Source organism: Pantoea sp. B270, from assembly GCF_018726825.1.
Taxonomy (GTDB): Bacteria; Pseudomonadota; Gammaproteobacteria; order Enterobacterales; family Enterobacteriaceae; genus Pantoea; species Pantoea dispersa.
Genome location: NZ_JAHCSX010000001.1, coordinates 1,046,690 through 1,063,543, shown reverse-complemented (window position 1 = coordinate 1,063,543; position 16,854 = coordinate 1,046,690). Strand labels below are relative to the sequence as shown.

15 protein-coding genes are annotated in these 16,854 nt (G+C 59.5%); 6 read left to right on the top strand and 9 right to left on the bottom strand.

Features of this window, described 5'->3' with window-relative positions:
* Window position 1: 1 nt before the first annotated feature.
* Complete coding sequence (gene yeiL, locus KOL70_RS05180; RefSeq protein ID WP_215480940.1) at window positions 2–694, bottom strand: transcriptional regulator YeiL; 693 nt, start codon at window positions 692–694, stop codon at window positions 2–4.
* Between the two features lie 136 nt (window positions 695–830).
* Between yeiL and rihB the strand changes: the two genes are divergently transcribed.
* Window positions 831–1,763 carry a ribosylpyrimidine nucleosidase gene (gene rihB, locus KOL70_RS05175; RefSeq protein WP_058780567.1) on the top strand — a complete coding sequence of 311 codons (933 nt, stop codon included), beginning with the start codon at window positions 831–833 and terminating at the stop codon, window positions 1,761–1,763.
* An 83-nt stretch (window positions 1,764–1,846) separates the two neighbouring features.
* Window positions 1,847–3,097 (top strand): NupC/NupG family nucleoside CNT transporter, encoded by a 1,251-nt coding sequence (locus tag KOL70_RS05170; RefSeq protein WP_215480939.1) that lies wholly within the window; start codon window positions 1,847–1,849, stop codon window positions 3,095–3,097.
* A gap of 15 nt (window positions 3,098–3,112) precedes the next feature.
* Here KOL70_RS05170 and KOL70_RS05165 read toward each other — a convergent pair whose 3' ends face one another.
* The 5 genes from KOL70_RS05165 to KOL70_RS05145 form a co-directional block, all read right to left on the bottom strand.
* Window positions 3,113–3,976, bottom strand: a complete 864-nt coding sequence (locus KOL70_RS05165) for a DeoR/GlpR family DNA-binding transcription regulator (protein ID WP_021506045.1) — start codon at window positions 3,974–3,976, stop codon at window positions 3,113–3,115.
* Between the two features lie 128 nt (window positions 3,977–4,104).
* Entirely contained in the window at window positions 4,105–5,052 is a 948-nt protein-coding gene (locus KOL70_RS05160) for a D-ribose ABC transporter substrate-binding protein (protein ID WP_058758551.1), read from the bottom strand.
* 74 nt (window positions 5,053–5,126) lie between these two features.
* The gene (locus KOL70_RS05155) at window positions 5,127–6,182 is read right to left on the bottom strand and encodes an ABC transporter permease (protein ID WP_104187122.1); all 1,056 of its coding nucleotides are present in this window, start codon (window positions 6,180–6,182) and stop codon (window positions 5,127–5,129) included.
* A gap of 22 nt (window positions 6,183–6,204) precedes the next feature.
* Window positions 6,205–7,743: a sugar ABC transporter ATP-binding protein gene (locus tag KOL70_RS05150; RefSeq protein WP_021506048.1), complete on the bottom strand. Its 1,539-nt coding sequence runs from the start codon at window positions 7,741–7,743 to the stop codon at window positions 6,205–6,207.
* On the bottom strand, window positions 7,740–8,393 hold the full coding sequence (locus KOL70_RS05145; RefSeq protein ID WP_021506049.1) for a DUF2291 domain-containing protein: 654 nt from the start codon (window positions 8,391–8,393) through the stop codon (window positions 7,740–7,742). The genes KOL70_RS05150 and KOL70_RS05145 overlap by 4 nt, the downstream gene beginning before the upstream one ends.
* A gap of 432 nt (window positions 8,394–8,825) precedes the next feature.
* On the opposite strand from KOL70_RS05145, the gene KOL70_RS05140 reads away from it, so the two are divergent.
* The 4 genes from KOL70_RS05140 to KOL70_RS05125 all read left to right on the top strand — a co-directional run bounded on the left by KOL70_RS05140 (window position 8,826) and on the right by KOL70_RS05125 (window position 13,880).
* Window positions 8,826–10,382, top strand: coding sequence for an FGGY-family carbohydrate kinase (locus KOL70_RS05140; protein WP_021506050.1), 1,557 nt, complete (start codon window positions 8,826–8,828; stop codon window positions 10,380–10,382).
* A gap of 3 nt (window positions 10,383–10,385) precedes the next feature.
* A complete protein-coding gene (locus tag KOL70_RS05135) occupies window positions 10,386–11,915 on the top strand; it encodes a glycerol-3-phosphate dehydrogenase (RefSeq protein WP_021506051.1) in 1,530 nt (509 codons plus the stop codon).
* A gap of 10 nt (window positions 11,916–11,925) precedes the next feature.
* Window positions 11,926–12,861 carry a sugar phosphate isomerase/epimerase gene (locus tag KOL70_RS05130; RefSeq protein WP_104092938.1) on the top strand — a complete coding sequence of 312 codons (936 nt, stop codon included), beginning with the start codon at window positions 11,926–11,928 and terminating at the stop codon, window positions 12,859–12,861.
* Between the two features lie 62 nt (window positions 12,862–12,923).
* Complete coding sequence (locus tag KOL70_RS05125; protein ID WP_215480312.1) at window positions 12,924–13,880, top strand: sugar-binding transcriptional regulator; 957 nt, start codon at window positions 12,924–12,926, stop codon at window positions 13,878–13,880.
* Window positions 13,881–13,911: 31 nt separating this feature from the next.
* On the opposite strand, the gene KOL70_RS05120 is transcribed toward KOL70_RS05125, so the two are convergent.
* The 3 genes from KOL70_RS05120 to KOL70_RS05110 form a co-directional block, all read right to left on the bottom strand.
* Window positions 13,912–14,607: a class I SAM-dependent methyltransferase gene (locus KOL70_RS05120; protein WP_254185833.1), complete on the bottom strand. Its 696-nt coding sequence runs from the start codon at window positions 14,605–14,607 to the stop codon at window positions 13,912–13,914.
* A 110-nt stretch (window positions 14,608–14,717) separates the two neighbouring features.
* Window positions 14,718–15,458 carry a DNA-binding transcriptional regulator YciT gene (locus KOL70_RS05115; protein WP_215480311.1) on the bottom strand — a complete coding sequence of 247 codons (741 nt, stop codon included), beginning with the start codon at window positions 15,456–15,458 and terminating at the stop codon, window positions 14,718–14,720.
* Window positions 15,459–15,499: 41 nt separating this feature from the next.
* Window positions 15,500–16,762, bottom strand: coding sequence for a DUF1479 domain-containing protein (locus tag KOL70_RS05110; RefSeq protein WP_215480310.1), 1,263 nt, complete (start codon window positions 16,760–16,762; stop codon window positions 15,500–15,502).
* Window positions 16,763–16,854: the final 92 nt, after the last annotated feature.

Below are 16,854 nucleotides of genomic sequence, written 5' to 3'. Positions count from 1 at the left end.
CTCAGTGACCCGGCAGCGCTGCGCCGGGTTCCATCTCTTCGGCTAAGGCCGTCAGCGCCGCGCGGTTACCGATCGCATAACCCCCCTGCTGCTTACGCAGCACCCCTTCTGCGCTGAACTGCGCAAACACATACAGCAGGTGGCGATAGGTCACGCCAAGGTACTCCGCCACCTGCGTATGCTTCTCTTTATACACACCATCATGCTGGGTCAGCAGGATAAAGGCCGCCAGCCGGTTAACCAGCGGAAACGCCTGATTGCGCGTTGAGGTGACAATATTGCGGAAATTCTTTTTCACTAAACCGAGACAGACGTGGCGCAGGAACTGCGCATCATTTAACAATAGCGTGCGGCAGGTTTTCACCGGCAGCGCCAGGCACCAGCAGGCTTCAATCGCCTGCACCGCGCGTGAAGCATGCGTTTCATCCAGCACTTCAATCTCGCCAATAAAACAGGGCGCATTAAAGAAATCCACCAGCGAAATACGGCCATTGGCCAGTGTGACATACAGTTTGGTGCGACCGCGCGCCAGATAAAACATATACGCCGGCAGAGTCCCCTCGCGCACAATATAGTCCCCGGCAAGAAGATGAAATAAATGTGTGTGCGGGATCACATCGGCTGAAAATTTATCGCAATAGCCGGACGCCATTATTAACTGCTGCTTCAGCGCGTCATTATTTATTTCTTTCATCATTCGATGTCCACTATGAGATTTCTCATACTCTGGCGTGTCACGCCGCTGCTAAGGTGAAGGCCTCTACCCTACCGCACCGGAAAATTTCTGCAATGAAATTAAGGTGATGAATAAAGAAGCTGAGGAGTAAACCATGACAGCACGTAAAATTATTCTGGACTGTGATCCCGGTCATGATGATGCCATCGCCATCATGCTGGCCGCAAAACATCCGGCGATTGAATTACTCGGCATCAGTATCGTGGCGGGCAATCAAATTCTGGACAAAACGCTGGTTAATGGCCTGAACGTTTGCCAGACGCTGAATATCGACACGCCAGTTTATGCCGGCATGCCGCAGCCGATTATGCGCCAGCAGATCGTCGCCGATAATATTCACGGCGAAACCGGTCTTGACGGCCCGGTGTTCGGCCCGCTGAAGCGTAAAGCGGAAACAAAGCACGCGGTGAACTTTATTATCGATACGCTGATGAACAGCGACGGGGATATCACGCTGGTGCCGGTCGGCCCGCTCACTAATATTGCGGTAGCGATGCGCATGCAGCCGAAAATCATTCCTAAAATCCGTGAAATCGTGCTGATGGGCGGCGCTTACGGCACCGGTAATTTTACCCCGTCGGCGGAGTTCAATATTTTTGCCGACCCGGAAGCCGCGCGCGTGGTATTTACCGCCGGCGCCCCGCTGGTGATGATGGGCCTCGACTTAACGCACCAGACGGTGTGCACGCCGGACATCATTACCCGCATGGAAAAGGCTGGCGGCCCGGCCGGAAAGCTGTTCAGCGATATGATGAATTTTACGCTGAAAACCCAGCACGACAATTACGGTCTGGCAGGCGGCCCGGTGCATGACGCCACTTGTGTCGCCTATCTGATCAATCCGGATGCCTTCAACGTTCAGCCGATGTTTGTCGAAATCGATGTCAACAGCGGTCCCTGCTATGGCCGCACGGTGTGTGATGCGCTGGATGTGCTGGGGAAACCGGCAAACACCAAAGTGGGCATCACGCTGGATACTGCCTGGTTCTGGGATTTAGTCGAAGACTGCGTGCGCAGGTACCGCTAATCCTTTAACCCCACAATATGGGCAGAAAGTGGTCGCCCATACCGCTATGCAACCTCACCAGGCTGATATCAGGAAATATCATGATGGATATAATGAGAAGTGTTCTGGGTATGGTGGTATTACTGGCGATCGCGTTTATGCTGTCAGTAAATAAAAAGCACATCAGTCTGCGCACCACCGGTGCCGCGTTACTGATTCAGATTGCCCTCGGCGGCGCGATCCTCTATTTGCCGCCGGGCAAATGGCTGGCGGAAAAAGTCGCCAGCGGCGTGCATCAGGCGCTGGCTTACAGTGATGCGGGCAGCGCGTTTCTGTTTGGCGCGCTGGCCGGACCGCAAATGGACAAGGTGTTTAACGGCGCCGGCTTTGTATTCGCTTTTCACGTTCTGCCGGCCATCATCTTTATCACCGCGCTGGTTAGCGTGCTCTACTATATTGGCGTGATGGGCGCCATCATTCGCCTGCTGGGCGGCATCTTTCAGCGCGCGCTCAACATCAGTAAGATCGAATCCTTCGTGGCGGTCACCACCATTTTCCTCGGCCAGAATGAGATCCCGGCCATCGTCAAACCCTTCGTCAACCGTCTCAATCGCAACGAACTGTTCACCGCCATCTGCAGCGGCATGGCTTCAATAGCCGGTTCCACTATGCTCGGCTATGCCGGGCTGGGGGTACCGATTGAATATCTGCTGGCCGCCTCGCTGATGGCCATTCCTGGCGGCATTCTGTTCGCCCGGCTGCTCAGTCCGGCAACGGAAGCGTCGCAGGTGACTTTTACCAACCTGTCGTTTAGCGACACGCCGGCACGCAGCCTGATTGAAGCCGCCGCCAGCGGAGCGATTACCGGGATGAAAATAGCCGCCGGTCTGGCGACGGTGGTGATGGCGTTTGTCGGTATCATCGCGATGCTCAACGGCATACTTGGCGGCATCGGCGGCTGGTTTGGTCACGGCGACATCAGCCTGCAGGGAATACTCGGCTTAGCGCTGGCCCCGCTGGCGTGGCTGATGGACGTGGCGTGGCACGATGCGGCGCTGGCGGGCAGCCTGATAGGTCAGAAACTGGTGGTGAACGAGTTTGTCGCCTACATCAGCTTTTCACCTTATCTGCATCAGGCGGGCGCGCTCGACGGCAAAACCATCGCCATCGTCTCGTTCGCCCTGTGCGGCTTTGCTAACTTTGGTTCGATTGGCGTGGTGGTCGGCGCCTTTTCTGCCGTCGCACCGGAGCGCACCCCGGAAATCGCGCGGCTGGGCCTGCGCGCGCTGATCGCCGCAACGCTCTCCAATCTGATGAGCGCCACCATTGCCGGCTTCTTCATCGGCCTTGGCTAAGGCGCGAGCCGGGCATTACGCCTCTGTGCGTCCCTGCCCGGTTTTCATCGGTGCCACCACCACATTCACCCCGAGCTCCTGCAGGCGACGCAGCACTGGCACCGGCGTGCCCTGATTAACGATCACTACATCAAACTCGCTCAGGTGGGCAAAGCGATGCAGTGCGCGCCGCTCAAACTTGGTGTTATCCATCATCAGGATGCGCTTCTGCGCCGCCTCGAACATCGCGCGCTTGGTTTCCACCGTCTCGGCCGACTGGTGAAACACCGCATCATCAATAATCGCCGACATGCTGACAAAAAACACATCGGCGCGCAGGCTGGCAATTTCGTCTCGCGTCATGCGCCCCATAAAGGCGTTACACCAGTGATGAAACTGGCCGCCGAGACCCATCAGGGTGATATCGCGACCGTTGCGTAATTCATTCATTAACGTCAGCGAGTTGGTGATCACCGTGAGCGGCGCTTTGGCCGGCAGCAGCCGCGCCATCTGCAGCACGGTGGTGGAATCATCAAGAAACAGCGCCTGGCCGGGTTCAAGGTAGCCAGCGGCCACTTCGGCAATCGCCTGTTTCTCTTCCAGCTGGCGCGTGGCACGGTAGAGATCGCTGGATTCCACCAGGCTGGTTGGTGTGGCAGAGACCACGCCGCGTGATTTATGCAGCAGCCCGCGCTCGACCATCTCATCAATATCACGATGGGCGGTCATCAGGCTGATCCCGAAACGCTCAGTAATATCTTCGATACGCACCGCGCCTTCGGCCATCACGGCTTCGGCTATGAGCTGGCGTCGTGCCAGCTGACGCGCCTGACGGCTGTCGCCCGGTAAGGTTTCATTCAGGAAGTGACCAGCGGAGGTCTCTTGCGGGTTATGCGCCATGTTTCGTCCGGAAAGTGAAGCGGAAATGCAGTTTCGGCTTTGATTACAGCGCGTAAACGTTTCTTTTGCAAATCAGGCGCGCAGCAGGCAACCGATGACGGCTAAAATGCCGCCATCGGTGAGCTGACTTACTGCTTCAGGACAAACGGCGAAACGAAATCACCGGCGTTGTCTTTGGTGATCAGAATACAGTCAAACAGTTGCTTCTCCTGTGCCACCCCGGTTTTGCCAGTTTTGAGGAAAGTGTCCGCCTGCTCTACCGCCTTCTGTGCGAACTGCGCTACCGGCTGCATCACGGTATAGGCCAGCGTACCGGCTTTAACCGCGTCGACCGCATCCGGTGAACCGTCGAACCCACCCACTTTCACCTGACTGAGTTTGCCGGCCTCCTTCAGCGCAGCGATGGCTCCCAGCGCCATCTCATCGTTACCGCTGATCACCCCTTTGATGTTCGGATTAGCCTGCAGCAGCGACTGCATTTTATTGAAGCCCTGGGTGCGATCCCAGTTCGCCACTTCCTGGCCGACTTTCTTCAGCGTCGGGTACTGAGACAGCACGGTATCGAAACCGTTGGCGCGCGTGGCGGCGTTGTTATCCGACGGCGGTCCCACCAGCTCGACATAGCTGGCGCTGTCACCCACCTGCTTCACCCACTCCATCGCGCCTACTGCCGCGCCCTGCGCGTTATTCGACACCAGCTGCGCTTTAGCCAGCCCGCTCTGGTTCAGTTCGGCATTGATCACAAACACCGGAATATTGGCGGCAATCGCTTTCTTCACCGAGCCAATCGAGCCGTCGGCGTTAGCCGGATCGAGAATGATCGCCTTCGATTTATTGGTGATCGCCGTATCAATCAGCTGGCTTTCGGTGTTGGTATCCCCTTTGTGCGCGCTGACTTTGGCACTGTAGCCCAGCTTCTCCGCCGCCTTCTGCGCGACCTGGCCCTCAGTCAGCCAGTATGGGTTGGAGGGATCGTTGACGATGATGGTCATCAGGCCGTTGTTGGCCCAGCTGGGTAAGGCAAAGGTGGAGATGGCCATCGCGGCGGCGGCGATAAACAGACGTTTAGTGAACATAGGTGCTCCGTTATTATTAGGGTACAGGTTTGTTTTACGGTTACTCGCGCGCCAGCCGGCCAGCGCGCACAGGGTTAGCGACCGCGCCGGCCGTATTGCAGGGTGTTGAGCAATACCGCCAGCACAATCACGGCGCCAGTGAACACCGTCTGCCAGTAGGCAGAAACGCCGATAATCACCAAGCCATCAGAGAGAAAGCCAATCACGAACGCGCCCAGCAGCGTGCCGCGCACGTTACCGCGTCCTCCGGTCAGCGCCGCACCGCCAATCACCACCGCAGCAATGGCGGTCAGCTCGTAGGTGGTGCCCGCGGTCGGACCGGCGGAGGTCAGCTGCGAAGAGAGCACCAGCCCGGCCATCGCCGCACAGATACCCGACAGCACGTAGACGCTGATTTTGATGCGTTTCACCGGCACGCCGGAAAGATCGGCGGCGCGCTCGTTACCGCCCGAGGCATACAGCCAGCGGCCAAACGCCGAGCGACTCAACAGGAAACCGCAGGCCAGCGCCACTGCGCCGAGCACCAGCACACCGACCGGGATGTTGAACAGGCGGTTAAAACCGAGCCAGTCGAAACCGGTATTGCCCAGCGCTTCGCTGCCGGATAGTTTGTTGTAGGTCAGACCGTTGGTGATCAGCAGCGCGATACCGCGCGCCACATACATGGTGCCGAGCGTGGCGACAAACGCCGGGACGCGAAAAATCGCAATCAGCACGCCGTTGACCAGCCCTACCAGCGCGCCCAGCACCAGCGTCAGAATTGCCACCGCCCACACTGGCAGATAGAGCACCAAGCCAAGCGCTTCAAGGTTGATGCCCTGCATCATAAAGCCGGCCATCACCCCGGCCAGTCCCAGCGTCGAGCCGACTGACAAATCAATCCCGCCGTTAAGGATCACCAGCAGCATGCCGATCGCCGGCAAACCGAAGATGGCCACATGCGACGCCATGGTGAGGAAGTTCGCGCCGGTAAAGTAGTTGGGCGATAGCAGGGAGAAAGTGGCGATAATCACCAGCAGCGCGATAAAGGCACGCCCTTCCAGCAGCAGCCGCGCCAGGTTGAGGCGCTTGCCGCTGGCCGGTTTCGCCACACGCGGTGCGCTATCCAGCGTTTGGGTTCTGTCAGTCATACCGTTTGCTCCGTTTTTCATGTCATGCCACCAGAGACTCGCCCGAAGCGGCCATAATGCGTTCTTTGCTCACGCTGGCGTCGAAGATGGCCGAGATGCGCCCTTTGCTCATCACCACGATGCGGTGCGCGATACTCAGGCACTCGCCCACTTCTGAGGTGGTGTAAACCACCGCCAGCCCTTTGCTGGCGTTCTCCGCCAGCAGACGAAACACTTCGGCTTTGGCACCGATATCGATGCCGCGGCTCGGTTCATCCAGCAGAATCACTTTGGGTCGGGTGGCGAGCATTTTGCCGATCACCACCTTTTGCTGATTGCCGCCGGACAGGGAACCGATAGCCGCCTCACCGCCGGCAGTCTTGACCGTCACGTTACGAATGCTGTCACTAATCAGCTGTTTCTCCCGTCGCGTTGACAGCACCAGCCCGCGCACAAACTCGCTGATGCTGGCCAGCGACAGGTTCTCGCCCACCGTCATGGTCTGCACCAGCCCGTCGCGCTGGCGATCTTCCGGGACCAGCGCCAGCCCCATTTTGATGCGTTGCGACAGCGACAGCGCGGAGATCTCGGTATCCTGCAGCAGGATGTGCCCGCTGCTCTGCTTCAGCCGTCCGGCGAGACACTCCAGCAGCTCGGTGCGCCCCGCGCCCATCAGACCATAAATGCAGACAATCTCGCCGGCCTGCACCGTCAGCGACAGCTGATCCACCAGCCGGATGCCGGTTTTGCTTTTCACGGTTAACGCCTGCACCGTCAGCGCGTCACCGCCGAAGGCATAGCCGCCGGGCGGTGAACCGAGGTCGAAGTGCTCTCCCACCATGTTGCGCACGATCCACTCGAGGTCGATCTCGTCGCGCCGGGCGTAGGCGGTCATCACGCCGTCACGCAGTACCACTGCGCGATCGGTGATCTCCAGAGCTTCCTCCAGATGGTGTGAGATATACACAATCGCCACGCCCTGACTGGTCAGATCTCGGATGACCTGAAACAGCACCGCCACTTCCGCCGCGCTGAGCGCCGAGGTCGGTTCATCCATGATCAGGATTTGTGAATTCACCGACAGCGCGCGGGCGATCTCCACAATCTGCTGCTGCCCGAGACGCAGGTTCTCCACCGGCGTCAGCGGATCAATCTCCTCCTCCAGCGCCGCCATCAGATGGCGGGTCAGCCGCGCCTCTTCGGCGTAATCCACCCCGCCGGGCCGCATGATTTCGCGCCCCATAAAAATGTTGTCGCGCACGTTCATGTTGGGCGCGAGATTCAGCTCCTGATGAATAATCGAGATACCACAGTCGCGCGCCTCGGTGGCCGAACGGAACACCTTTGCTTCGCCGTTTAACAGAATTTCCCCGGATGTTGGCGTAATCACGCCAGAAAGAATTTTCATCAGCGTCGATTTACCGGCGCCGTTTTCACCGAACAGCGTGGTGACTTCGCCGCGGCGGATTTCAAAATTGACGCCTTTCAGCGCATGGGTGGAGCCATACACTTTGCTGACGTTGCGCGCCTGCAGAATCACTTCTCCTTTCAGCAGCGCCGGATTGACGTTGAACGGTTTCATTGCACCTCCACGCGCACCGGCGTAATCAGCCAGTTGGTCGGGCTGAGCAGACGGAACACGCCGACCACCTGCACGGTTTTGCCCGGCAGCGCGTCGCGGTCCAGTTTCTCCAGCACCGCCGCTTTCATGGCACGGTTAATCGCCGCCCCGGCGTTCTGGTATTCGATCTGATTAGTAAAATCACCAAACTGAATTTTGCCGCTGGCATCACGCAGATCGGTGCCGGTAATCGCCGGGCCGGTTTGCAACCGCAGCTGCGTGCCCGCCGGCAGACCGGCGACCTGTAACGGGAAAACACCCATTTGCCCCGGCTGCACCACGCCCTGCAGTTTGACCGGCAGCACCGGCAGCGGCGAGCCGACACCGTATCTGGCCACCGCCTGCTGCCGATCGCTGTTCAGTGCGGCCGCAAGCGTGGCGGCATCCACCGCGCGCGCTTCAACATCCTGCTGGATGCCGGGAAAGGTTTTTTGCCCGTAGCTGTCTGCGGAGAAGCCCTGCTGACGCGCGTCGTCTGCCGAACCGATGCGCACTACTTTGGTATCCAGCGCCATGGCGGCTACCAGCGCCACGATCACCACACCGCTGAGCGTGTAGCGCCGCCGACGTTTGCGTGCCAGCTGCTGCGTTAAGATTGAGACCTCGGACATAACGTGACCTCTCAGGGTGAACAGCGACGATATTCATCGCTGTGCAATGTTATAAATGTGATAACTTGTGTGATGAGAATTGTGCTGTTGTGACTAAATTGTCAACAGGTGGCGCGCAATTTTTCGCACAGCGCGATCTGGATCGCTTATTTGCCTGCAATCACCCCAAATCCGTTTAAAAACCCCTTTAATACAATCATTAAAAACCTTTCACAGTGTGCAGGTGCATCCGCAATCCCCGCTGATTTTGTGATCGAACTCGCCATCCGGTGTGAAATTTATTCTTTTTTGGGAAAAATAATACATCAGATATGTTATCTCCATGAGAAGTGGTGTAAGACAGTATTTAGCAAAATCATCACAGCTCATTAACAAGGCTGCGGATAAACCAAACAGGGGTTCCCGCTCCGGGAGCAGCGAACGGAGGTGTATGTGGAGAGTGGCGATATCATTCTGGGTCTGGATTCCGGCACCTCGGTGGTTAAAGCGGTGGCGTTTGATCTGGAAGGTAACCAGCTGGCGTGCGCGTCGGCGCGCAATCGCTATTACCGCAGCGCAGGCGGTGCCGCCCAGCAGTCAATGACGCAAACCTGGCAAGATGCGGTCAGTGCGATTCACAAGCTCGGCGATCGGGTGGAGAATCTGGCGGCGCGCGTGGTGGCCGTGGCGGTGACCGCCCAGGGCGACGGCAGCTGGCTGGTCGGTGCTGATAATCAGCCGGTGGACGATGCGTGGATCTGGCTGGATGCCCGCGCCGCCGCCACGGTGGAAAAACTCAATCAGCAGCCGCTGGCCGCCGCACGCTTTCAGGCCACCGGCACCGGTCTTAACACCTGCCAGCAGGGTGCGCAGCTGGCGCACATGGACCAGCACTATCCCGAACTGCTGGCGCGCACCGAAGTGGCATTGCACTGCAAGGACTGGCTCTATCTCAATCTGACCGGTGTGCGCGCCACCGACCCGTCTGAAGCCAGCTTTACCTTTGGCAACTATCGCCACCAGCGCTACGACGATACGGTGATTGACGCGCTGGGGCTTAACCACCGGCGCCACCTGCTGCCGGAGATTATCGACGGCACGCAAATCACCCATGGCCTGACCGCTGACGCCGCCCGGCAAACCGGCCTGCTGGCTGGCACGCCGGTGTGTCTCGGCTATGTCGATATGGCGATGACCGCGCTCGGTGCCGGGGTGCACACCGGTGAAGCCAATACCGCCTGTTCGATTGTCGGCTCAACCGGCGTGCATCTGCGCAGCGTCACCATTGACGAGGTATGGCTCAACCCGGCGCAAACCGGCTACGTGATCCCGCTGCCGTGGCCAGGTTATGTCACTCAGGTACAAACCAACATGGCCTCCACGCTCAATCTCGACTGGCTGCTGAACGTGGCCAGCGATCTGCTGAGCAGCTTTGGTTGTGAAACCGATCATGCGCGGCTGGTGCAGCAGATCGATCGCTGGCTCAACGACGCGCAGCCGGGCACCCTGCTGTTCCATCCTTACATTTCACTGGCCGGTGAACGCGGACCGTTTGTCAACGCCGATGCGCGCGCCAGTTTCACCGGCCTTAACTACCAGCACAACTTTGGCGACCTGGTGCGCGGCGTGATTGAAGGCATCGGCATGGCAGCTCGCGACTGTTATCAGGCGATGGGCGCCACGCTGCCGGGAGAAATTCGCCTTACCGGCGGTGCGGTGCGATCGCAGCCGCTCAGGCAAATCCTTGCCGCCTGTATCGGCGCGCCGGTGCGCATCAGCCAGCGCGAGGAAGCCGGCGCAGCGGGTGCGGCCATGATGGCAGCGGTGGCGATTGGCGCGTATCCGGACATGGCGCAGTGCGTTGAACGCTGGGTGCGCCCGCTGCTGGACGACGCCGAAGCGCCGTCGCCTGCGCTGATGCAGCGCTACCAGCAGCTGTTCCCCCAGTATCAGCAGATCCGCCGCGATCTTCCTGCCGCCTGGCAGGCATTAAACAGTTTTAAGGAGTAACGCATGAGTGACAACACGTTGGATCTGTTTGTGATCGGCGGTGGCATTAACGGTGCCGGTATCGCGCGCGATGCCGCCGGGCGCGGGCTGTCGGTGATGATGTGTGAAAAAGACGATCTTGCCGCAGGCACCTCCTCACGCTCCGGTAAACTGGTGCACGGCGGCCTGCGCTATCTGGAGTACTACGAATTCCGCCTGGTGCGCGAGGCGCTGATTGAACGCGAGGTGCTGCTGAACGCGGCGCCGCACATTATCTGGCCGATGCGCTTTGTGCTGCCGCACAGCCCGTCCGATCGCCCGGCGTGGCTGGTGCGGCTGGGGCTATTTCTCTATGACCACCTTGGCGGACGCAAAAAACTGCCGGGCACGCGCGTGCTCGATCTGACGCGCGATCCTGAAGGCGCACCGCTGCTGGACAGCTACCAGAAAGGCTTTGAGTATTCCGATTGCTGGGTCGACGATGCCCGGCTGGTGACGCTCAATGCGCTGGATGCCGCCGAGCGCGGCGCCACCATTCTGCCGCGCACCCGCTGCGTGTCAGCGCAGCGTCTGCCGGGCAAATGGCAGATTACCCTGCAGGATCAGGCCAGCGGCGCGCAGCGCACGGTGTTCGCCCGCGCGCTGGTGAATGCCGCCGGGCCGTGGGTGCTGGATATCGTCAATCAGGTTAGCCACACGCAAAGCCAGCGCAGCGTGCGGCTGGTGAAAGGCTCGCACCTCATCGTGCCGAAATTCTGGGAGGGCCAGCAGGCCTATCTGGTTCAAAACACCGACAAGCGGGTGATTTTTATCAATCCTTATGAGGGTGATAAAGCGTTAATCGGCACCACCGACATTCCCTGGCAGGGCAAAGCGGAAGATGTCAGTGCGGATGATAGCGAGCAGCAGTATCTGATTGACGTGGTGAATCGCTACTTCAAGGTTAAGCTGCGCGCCAGCGATGTAATTACCCGCTTCTCCGGCGTACGGCCGCTGTTTGACGACGGCAAAGGCAATCCCTCGGCGGTGACGCGGGATTATGTGTTCGACCTGGATAATCAACAGGATGCGCCGCTGCTGCACGTGTTCGGCGGCAAAATTACCACGTTCCGCAAGCTGGCCGAGCATGCGCTGCAACAGCTGGCGCCGTTTTTCCCCAACATGGGCGCGGACTGGACGCGCAGTGCCACGCTGCCGGGCGGCGAGATCGCCCATGCCGATTTTGACAGCTTCCTGGAAGAGATCAAAACGCGCTGGCCGTGGCTGCCGCAGCCGCTGCGCAAGCACTATGCGCGTCTGTACGGTGCGCGGATGAGCACGCTGCTGGGCACCGCCAGCGCGCTGAGCGATCTCGGTGAGCATTTTGGCGGCCAGCTGTATGAGGCCGAGGTGCGCTATCTGGTGCAGTACGAATGGGCGCAGCAGCCGGAAGATATCCTGTGGCGTCGCACCAAACATCAGCTGCACCTGAGCGCCGCACAGCGCACCGCGTTCAGCCAGTGGTTCGAACAGACTTTCCACCCTGCCGCGCCGCTGCGCGCCCACGCTGGCTGAGAGGTGCCGCATGCCATTAACGCTTTCGCTGAATACCAATCCGCTGGTGAACCGCTTCGCCGATCCCGGCGATCTGATTCACACCGTGGCGCAGCAGATCCGCATTCGCGATCTGCAGCTGACGCATGAATTTATCAATCCCGGCTGGCCCGCCGCCACCCTCAGCCACATGACGCGCCGCATGCAGCAGGCGCTGCGTGCCACCGGCGTGCGCGTCACCTCCGGCATGACCGGCCCGTATGGCCGCCTCAACCATTTTGGTCATCCGGATGCGGCGGTACGTCGCTACTACATTGACTGGTTCAAGACCTTTGCCGACATCACCGCGGAACTGGGCGGCGTCGCGGTGGGCTCGCAGTTTGCCATCTTCACCCAGCGGGATTTTAACGATGCGGCGCGGCGTGAAGCGCTGATTGCCATCGCCATTGACTGCTGGGCGGAAGTGGCGGAACACGCCAAAGCGGCCGGTCTGCGTTACCTGTTCTGGGAACCGATGAGCGTCGGGCGCGAATTTGGCGAAACCATTCCCGCCTGTATGGCACTGCAGCAGCGGCTGAGCGCGGCACAGTTTGCCCTGCCGATGTGGATGATGGCGGATATCGATCATGGCGATGTCACCTCTGCCGATCCGCGTGACTACGACCCTTACGCGTGGGCTGAAGCGGTGCCGCGCTTTTCGCCCATCATCCATATAAAGCAGAGCATGATGGATAAAGGCGGGCACAGGCCCTTTACATTGCAGTACAATGCCGGCGGTCGCATTCAGCCGCAGCCGCTGCTCGAGGCGCTGGCGCGCGGCGGCGCGCAGGATAACGAGATTTGCCTCGAGCTGAGCTTCAAAGAGCGCGAACCCACCGACAGCAATGTGGTGGCGGAGATTGCTGAAAGCGTGGCGTTCTGGGCCGACCATATTGATACCGGGGTGCAGGATTTGCATCTCGCGTGAGCATGCCGTGCTGAGGGCTTTCGTCAGCCCGCAGCACCCCTCAACCAGACAGGGACAACCCGATGAAATCCGCACCGACTTCCGCTGAACGCGATGACTCTCTGGCCCTGCGGGCGGCCTGGCTGCACTATGTCGGCGGCCTGACGCAGGCTGAAGTAGCCAAACGGCTCGGCCTGCCGTCGGTGAAAACCCATCGGCTGATTGCGCGCATGGTGGCCGAAGGCGCGGTGAAAGTCACCATCGACGGCGCGATTGTCGCCTGCGTGACGCTGGAAGAGCAGTTGCGCAGCCGCTACGGCCTGAACTTTTGTCAGGTGGCACCCGATCTCGGTGAAGAAGGCCTGCCGGTGCGCGCGCTGGGCATGGCCGGTGCCGACTATTTGCGTAATCTGCTGGCCTCCACGCCGGCGATCACGCTGGGTCTCGGCCACGGCCGGACGCTGTCGGCAGCAATTCACCAGCTGGCACGTATCGACGCGCCGCACCTGCGCTTTGTCTCCCTGCTCGGCTGTCTGACGCGCAACTACGCGCTCAATCCGCATGACGTGATGCATCGCATCGCCGAAAAAACCGGTGCGCAGGCCTACATGATGCCGGTACCGTTTTTTGCTAACACCGAAGAGGATCGCGATGTGCTACTGGCGCAGCGTGGTGTCAGCGAAGTATTTAGCATGGCCGCGCACAGTGAAGTGAAGCTGGTGGGCATTGGCACCGTGGAACCGGCCGCCCAGCTGGTGGAAGCCGGGATGATCGATACAGCCGAGATCCGCGCCCTGTCGGAAGCCGGCGCGGTGGGCGAACTGCTGGGGCACTTTTTTGCCGCCGACGGGCAGATGATTCACAACTCGCTGACGGCACGCACACTGTCAGTGCCGCTGGATCTGGCGCAGCGCGCAGAGATCGTGGCGCTGACCGGCGGACCGAGCAAAGTGGCAGCGATCCGCGCGGTGCTGGCCAGCGGACTCGTCACCGGTTTGATCACCGACGAGCTGACGGCGCAGGCACTGCTATCTTATTGAATCGTCAGCTCACCCAACCTTATTAAGCGGTTTAGCGCTTACGCGCGGTCCAGCCATGTATCAGCAGCGACTGAAAGAAACGCTGCGGCGGCGTGAAACCGGCCTGCGCCATCAGCGCTTCGGTCTGGGCAGCAGGCAGCAACAGCAGCCGCTGCGTCAGCATCTGCTTCATCTCATCCAGGTTTTGCGCCCTGCCGCTGGCGCTCTCATGCATGGTTTTCCAGAACAGCAGTTGTTCATCAAAGCCGGTATCCTGCACATCGCCGGCAATTTCTGCCGTTACTAAGCGTCCACCCGATTTCAGCTGCTGCTGCATCTGCTGATAAATACCCGCCCGCTGCGGATGCTGGATAAAATGCGTCACCAGCAGGCAAAGCACCACATCGTAATCGGCGGTAACCGGCACGTCGTTAAGGTAGCCCTGATGCAGCTGGCAGCGCGCCCGTATCCCGGCGGCGCTGAGTTTTTCTGTGCAGACCGCCAGCATGTCCGGTGAAGGATCGACACCGGTAAACTGCCATTCCGGGTGCTGCTGCGCCAGCCGGATAATTTCGCTGCCGGTCCCGACGCCCACACACAGCACCCGCGCCTGCGGCGGCGCGTTGTCCAGCACCAGTGAAATTAGCAGATGCAGGTTATCGGCGATTGGCTGATGTTTGCCGTTATACGCGTCGTACTGCCGCGCAAACTCTTCGTTGAAGATATCGTTGGTATTTTGCGTCATCATTGTCCCGATTAGTTGCCTTCATGTAACTTTATTTATTACATGAAAGGTGCACCGATGCAATCAATGGCTGATCACGCTAAGCCTGAGGGATAGATTGAACGCAATAAAGGTTAAACCAGACTGAGCTTTAGCGACTGCGCACGCAGCTGTTGCTGCCAGCCTGCGGCGAGTTCCGCGTCGGTAATCACCTGCTTAAACGGCTGAAGCGGCGCCAGCGCATAGGGATGAATCTGGCCAAATTTGGAGGAGTCGGTGAGCGCGACGGTGTGGGTGGGCTTTTCCATGATGGCGTTCACCACATCGCAGCGCAGCATGTCGCGGCTGGTGAAACCGGTCGCCTCATCCCAGCCGTCAATGCCAATAAATGCCTTATGGAAGTTGAGGTGCTGAATGCACAGCCGCGTTAACGGCCCGACCACTGACTCACTGCTTTTCTGAAACAGCCCGCCGAGGATAATCACATCGCCGCCCTGCTCACGCAGCAGTCCGGCGATGTAATGGCTGACGGTGATGATGGTGATGTCCTGCCGATGGCTGAGCTCTCGCGCCAGCAGCGCATTGGTGCTGCCGCCTTCAATAAACACCGTTTCGCCGGGATTAACCAGCCCGGCGGCGTACTCCGCCAGGCGTTTTTTCACCGTAAAGCGGGTTTGCATGCGCGCGCCTACGTCATCACTTTCCGGTGCCACGGCGGAACCGTGCACGCGGCGCAGAAAGCCGCCCTTCTCCAGCAGGTTCAGATCCTGGCGCACCGTCACTTCCGAAACGCCGGTGGTCTGCGCCAGTTCATTGACGCTGACGCTGCCGCGCTCGCTGACCAGTTGAATAATGTGCTGATGACGTGCGTTCATAGAGCCTGCTGTAAAAAAGTTTTTGCCCAGCTTAGCAGAAATCACGCTAATCCCAGACTGCGCCGGCCGTTTTCATTCAGATCCTGCGGCGTAAAACGGCCGCGCCAGCTGGCTTCGTAATCCTCTTTAGGGAAATCGCCCGGCGAGACACCGGTCGCCAGCGCCTGCGCCACCTGCTGCGCATAGTCGGCGTTTTTATCGCACATCGGCGCGGCGGGAATGTACATCACGTTGCCCCAGCCCTGCTGATTTTCTACCGGCGCCACCGCATGAATCACGTCGCAGTGCCACCACACCGAATCGCCCGCCTGCAGCGCCGGGATCGAACACAGGCCGGCAATTAATTCCGGATGCCAGCGCTCCGATACCGGCAGCACTTTGCCCGGCGCCACGCCGCACAGTTCCTCTTCCGGCACATCCTTCAGTAACGGACGCAGCAGCAGATAAGCCATGGCTTCCGGCACCGGCACCACGTGCAGCAGTCCCTGACCGGGCTGCATATCAGAGAGTGCGGTCCAGCCCTGGAACGTGCGGAACACCGAACATTTGGTGGTGGTGCCAGACTGATACTCCTGCACATCCGTGCGGTGCGCCGCATCCCACGGATCGTACTGATCGAACTGGTTAGAAAAGATCTTGCTGAACACCTGCTGATAGGCCGGCAACAGCCAGCGCTCCAGCGCGCCGGAATCGGTGTGCGCGCCCAGCCCTTTTGAGGTGGTACCCGGCAGCCGGCGCCGGATGCGATCCGGATAGATGATGCTCACGTCCGGATCAAACCAGCGCGTACCGGCGGATTCGAATTTCCACAGGCGATTGAGGAACGCCTGGGTTTGCGCCATGGCCTCGCTCTGGCGGGCCGACATCTGCGCATCGCTCCAGTAAATGGGATAGATCTCCGGCCGCGAGGCGTCGAGGTTGCCAAAGAAGTTGTCACCCGGCCCCTGATAGACGCGGTCAAAATCATTGTCGTCGAGGTAGTTGAGCATGTCAGCATCCCACGCCAGCGCCTGCTCGCGGCTGAAGGTTTGCTTTACCACCACGCAGCCGCGGCGGCGGATATGATCTTTGGTCTGTTCGCTGATGCGGCCAGCGGCCAGATCCGCGAAGCTGACCTGCGGCCACGCCGTTCCGTGCTGCTTCTCTTCGGCGCGCGCGGCCGCGATTTCACTGACAATCTTACTTCTGACCTGCTCAAACAGGCCTTCGACATCGCCAATCTGTGCTCTGAGCGCCTGCTTCATCAGGCGCACATGCTGTTTAAAATCGTCGGGTTGTTGTTCTGAGGTAAAAGTGGTGTTCATCTCGCACTCCGTCTGTTTACGCTTTAGTTTCATTCGAAACACATTACATATTCATTCATAACATCGAGCGAACAAAAAGACAGCACGCAGGC

Excerpts from the sequence above, each read along its gene's own strand:
- yeiL (WP_215480940.1), bottom strand. The coding sequence starts at position 694 with ATGAAAGAAATAAATAATGACGCGCTGAAGCAGCAGTTAATAATGGCG.
- rihB (WP_058780567.1), top strand. The coding sequence starts at position 831 with ATGACAGCACGTAAAATTATTCTGGACTGTGATCCCGGTCATGATGAT.
- KOL70_RS05170 (WP_215480939.1), top strand. The coding sequence starts at position 1,847 with ATGGATATAATGAGAAGTGTTCTGGGTATGGTGGTATTACTGGCGATC.
- KOL70_RS05165 (WP_021506045.1), bottom strand. The coding sequence starts at position 3,976 with ATGGCGCATAACCCGCAAGAGACCTCCGCTGGTCACTTCCTGAATGAA.
- KOL70_RS05160 (WP_058758551.1), bottom strand. The coding sequence starts at position 5,052 with ATGTTCACTAAACGTCTGTTTATCGCCGCCGCCGCGATGGCCATCTCC.
- KOL70_RS05155 (WP_104187122.1), bottom strand. The coding sequence starts at position 6,182 with ATGACTGACAGAACCCAAACGCTGGATAGCGCACCGCGTGTGGCGAAA.
- KOL70_RS05150 (WP_021506048.1), bottom strand. The coding sequence starts at position 7,743 with ATGAAACCGTTCAACGTCAATCCGGCGCTGCTGAAAGGAGAAGTGATT.
- KOL70_RS05145 (WP_021506049.1), bottom strand. The coding sequence starts at position 8,393 with ATGTCCGAGGTCTCAATCTTAACGCAGCAGCTGGCACGCAAACGTCGG.
- KOL70_RS05135 (WP_021506051.1), top strand. The coding sequence starts at position 10,386 with ATGAGTGACAACACGTTGGATCTGTTTGTGATCGGCGGTGGCATTAAC.
- KOL70_RS05130 (WP_104092938.1), top strand. The coding sequence starts at position 11,926 with ATGCCATTAACGCTTTCGCTGAATACCAATCCGCTGGTGAACCGCTTC.
- KOL70_RS05125 (WP_215480312.1), top strand. The coding sequence starts at position 12,924 with ATGAAATCCGCACCGACTTCCGCTGAACGCGATGACTCTCTGGCCCTG.
- KOL70_RS05120 (WP_254185833.1), bottom strand. The coding sequence starts at position 14,607 with ATGATGACGCAAAATACCAACGATATCTTCAACGAAGAGTTTGCGCGG.
- KOL70_RS05115 (WP_215480311.1), bottom strand. The coding sequence starts at position 15,458 with ATGAACGCACGTCATCAGCACATTATTCAACTGGTCAGCGAGCGCGGC.
- KOL70_RS05110 (WP_215480310.1), bottom strand. The coding sequence starts at position 16,762 with ATGAACACCACTTTTACCTCAGAACAACAACCCGACGATTTTAAACAG.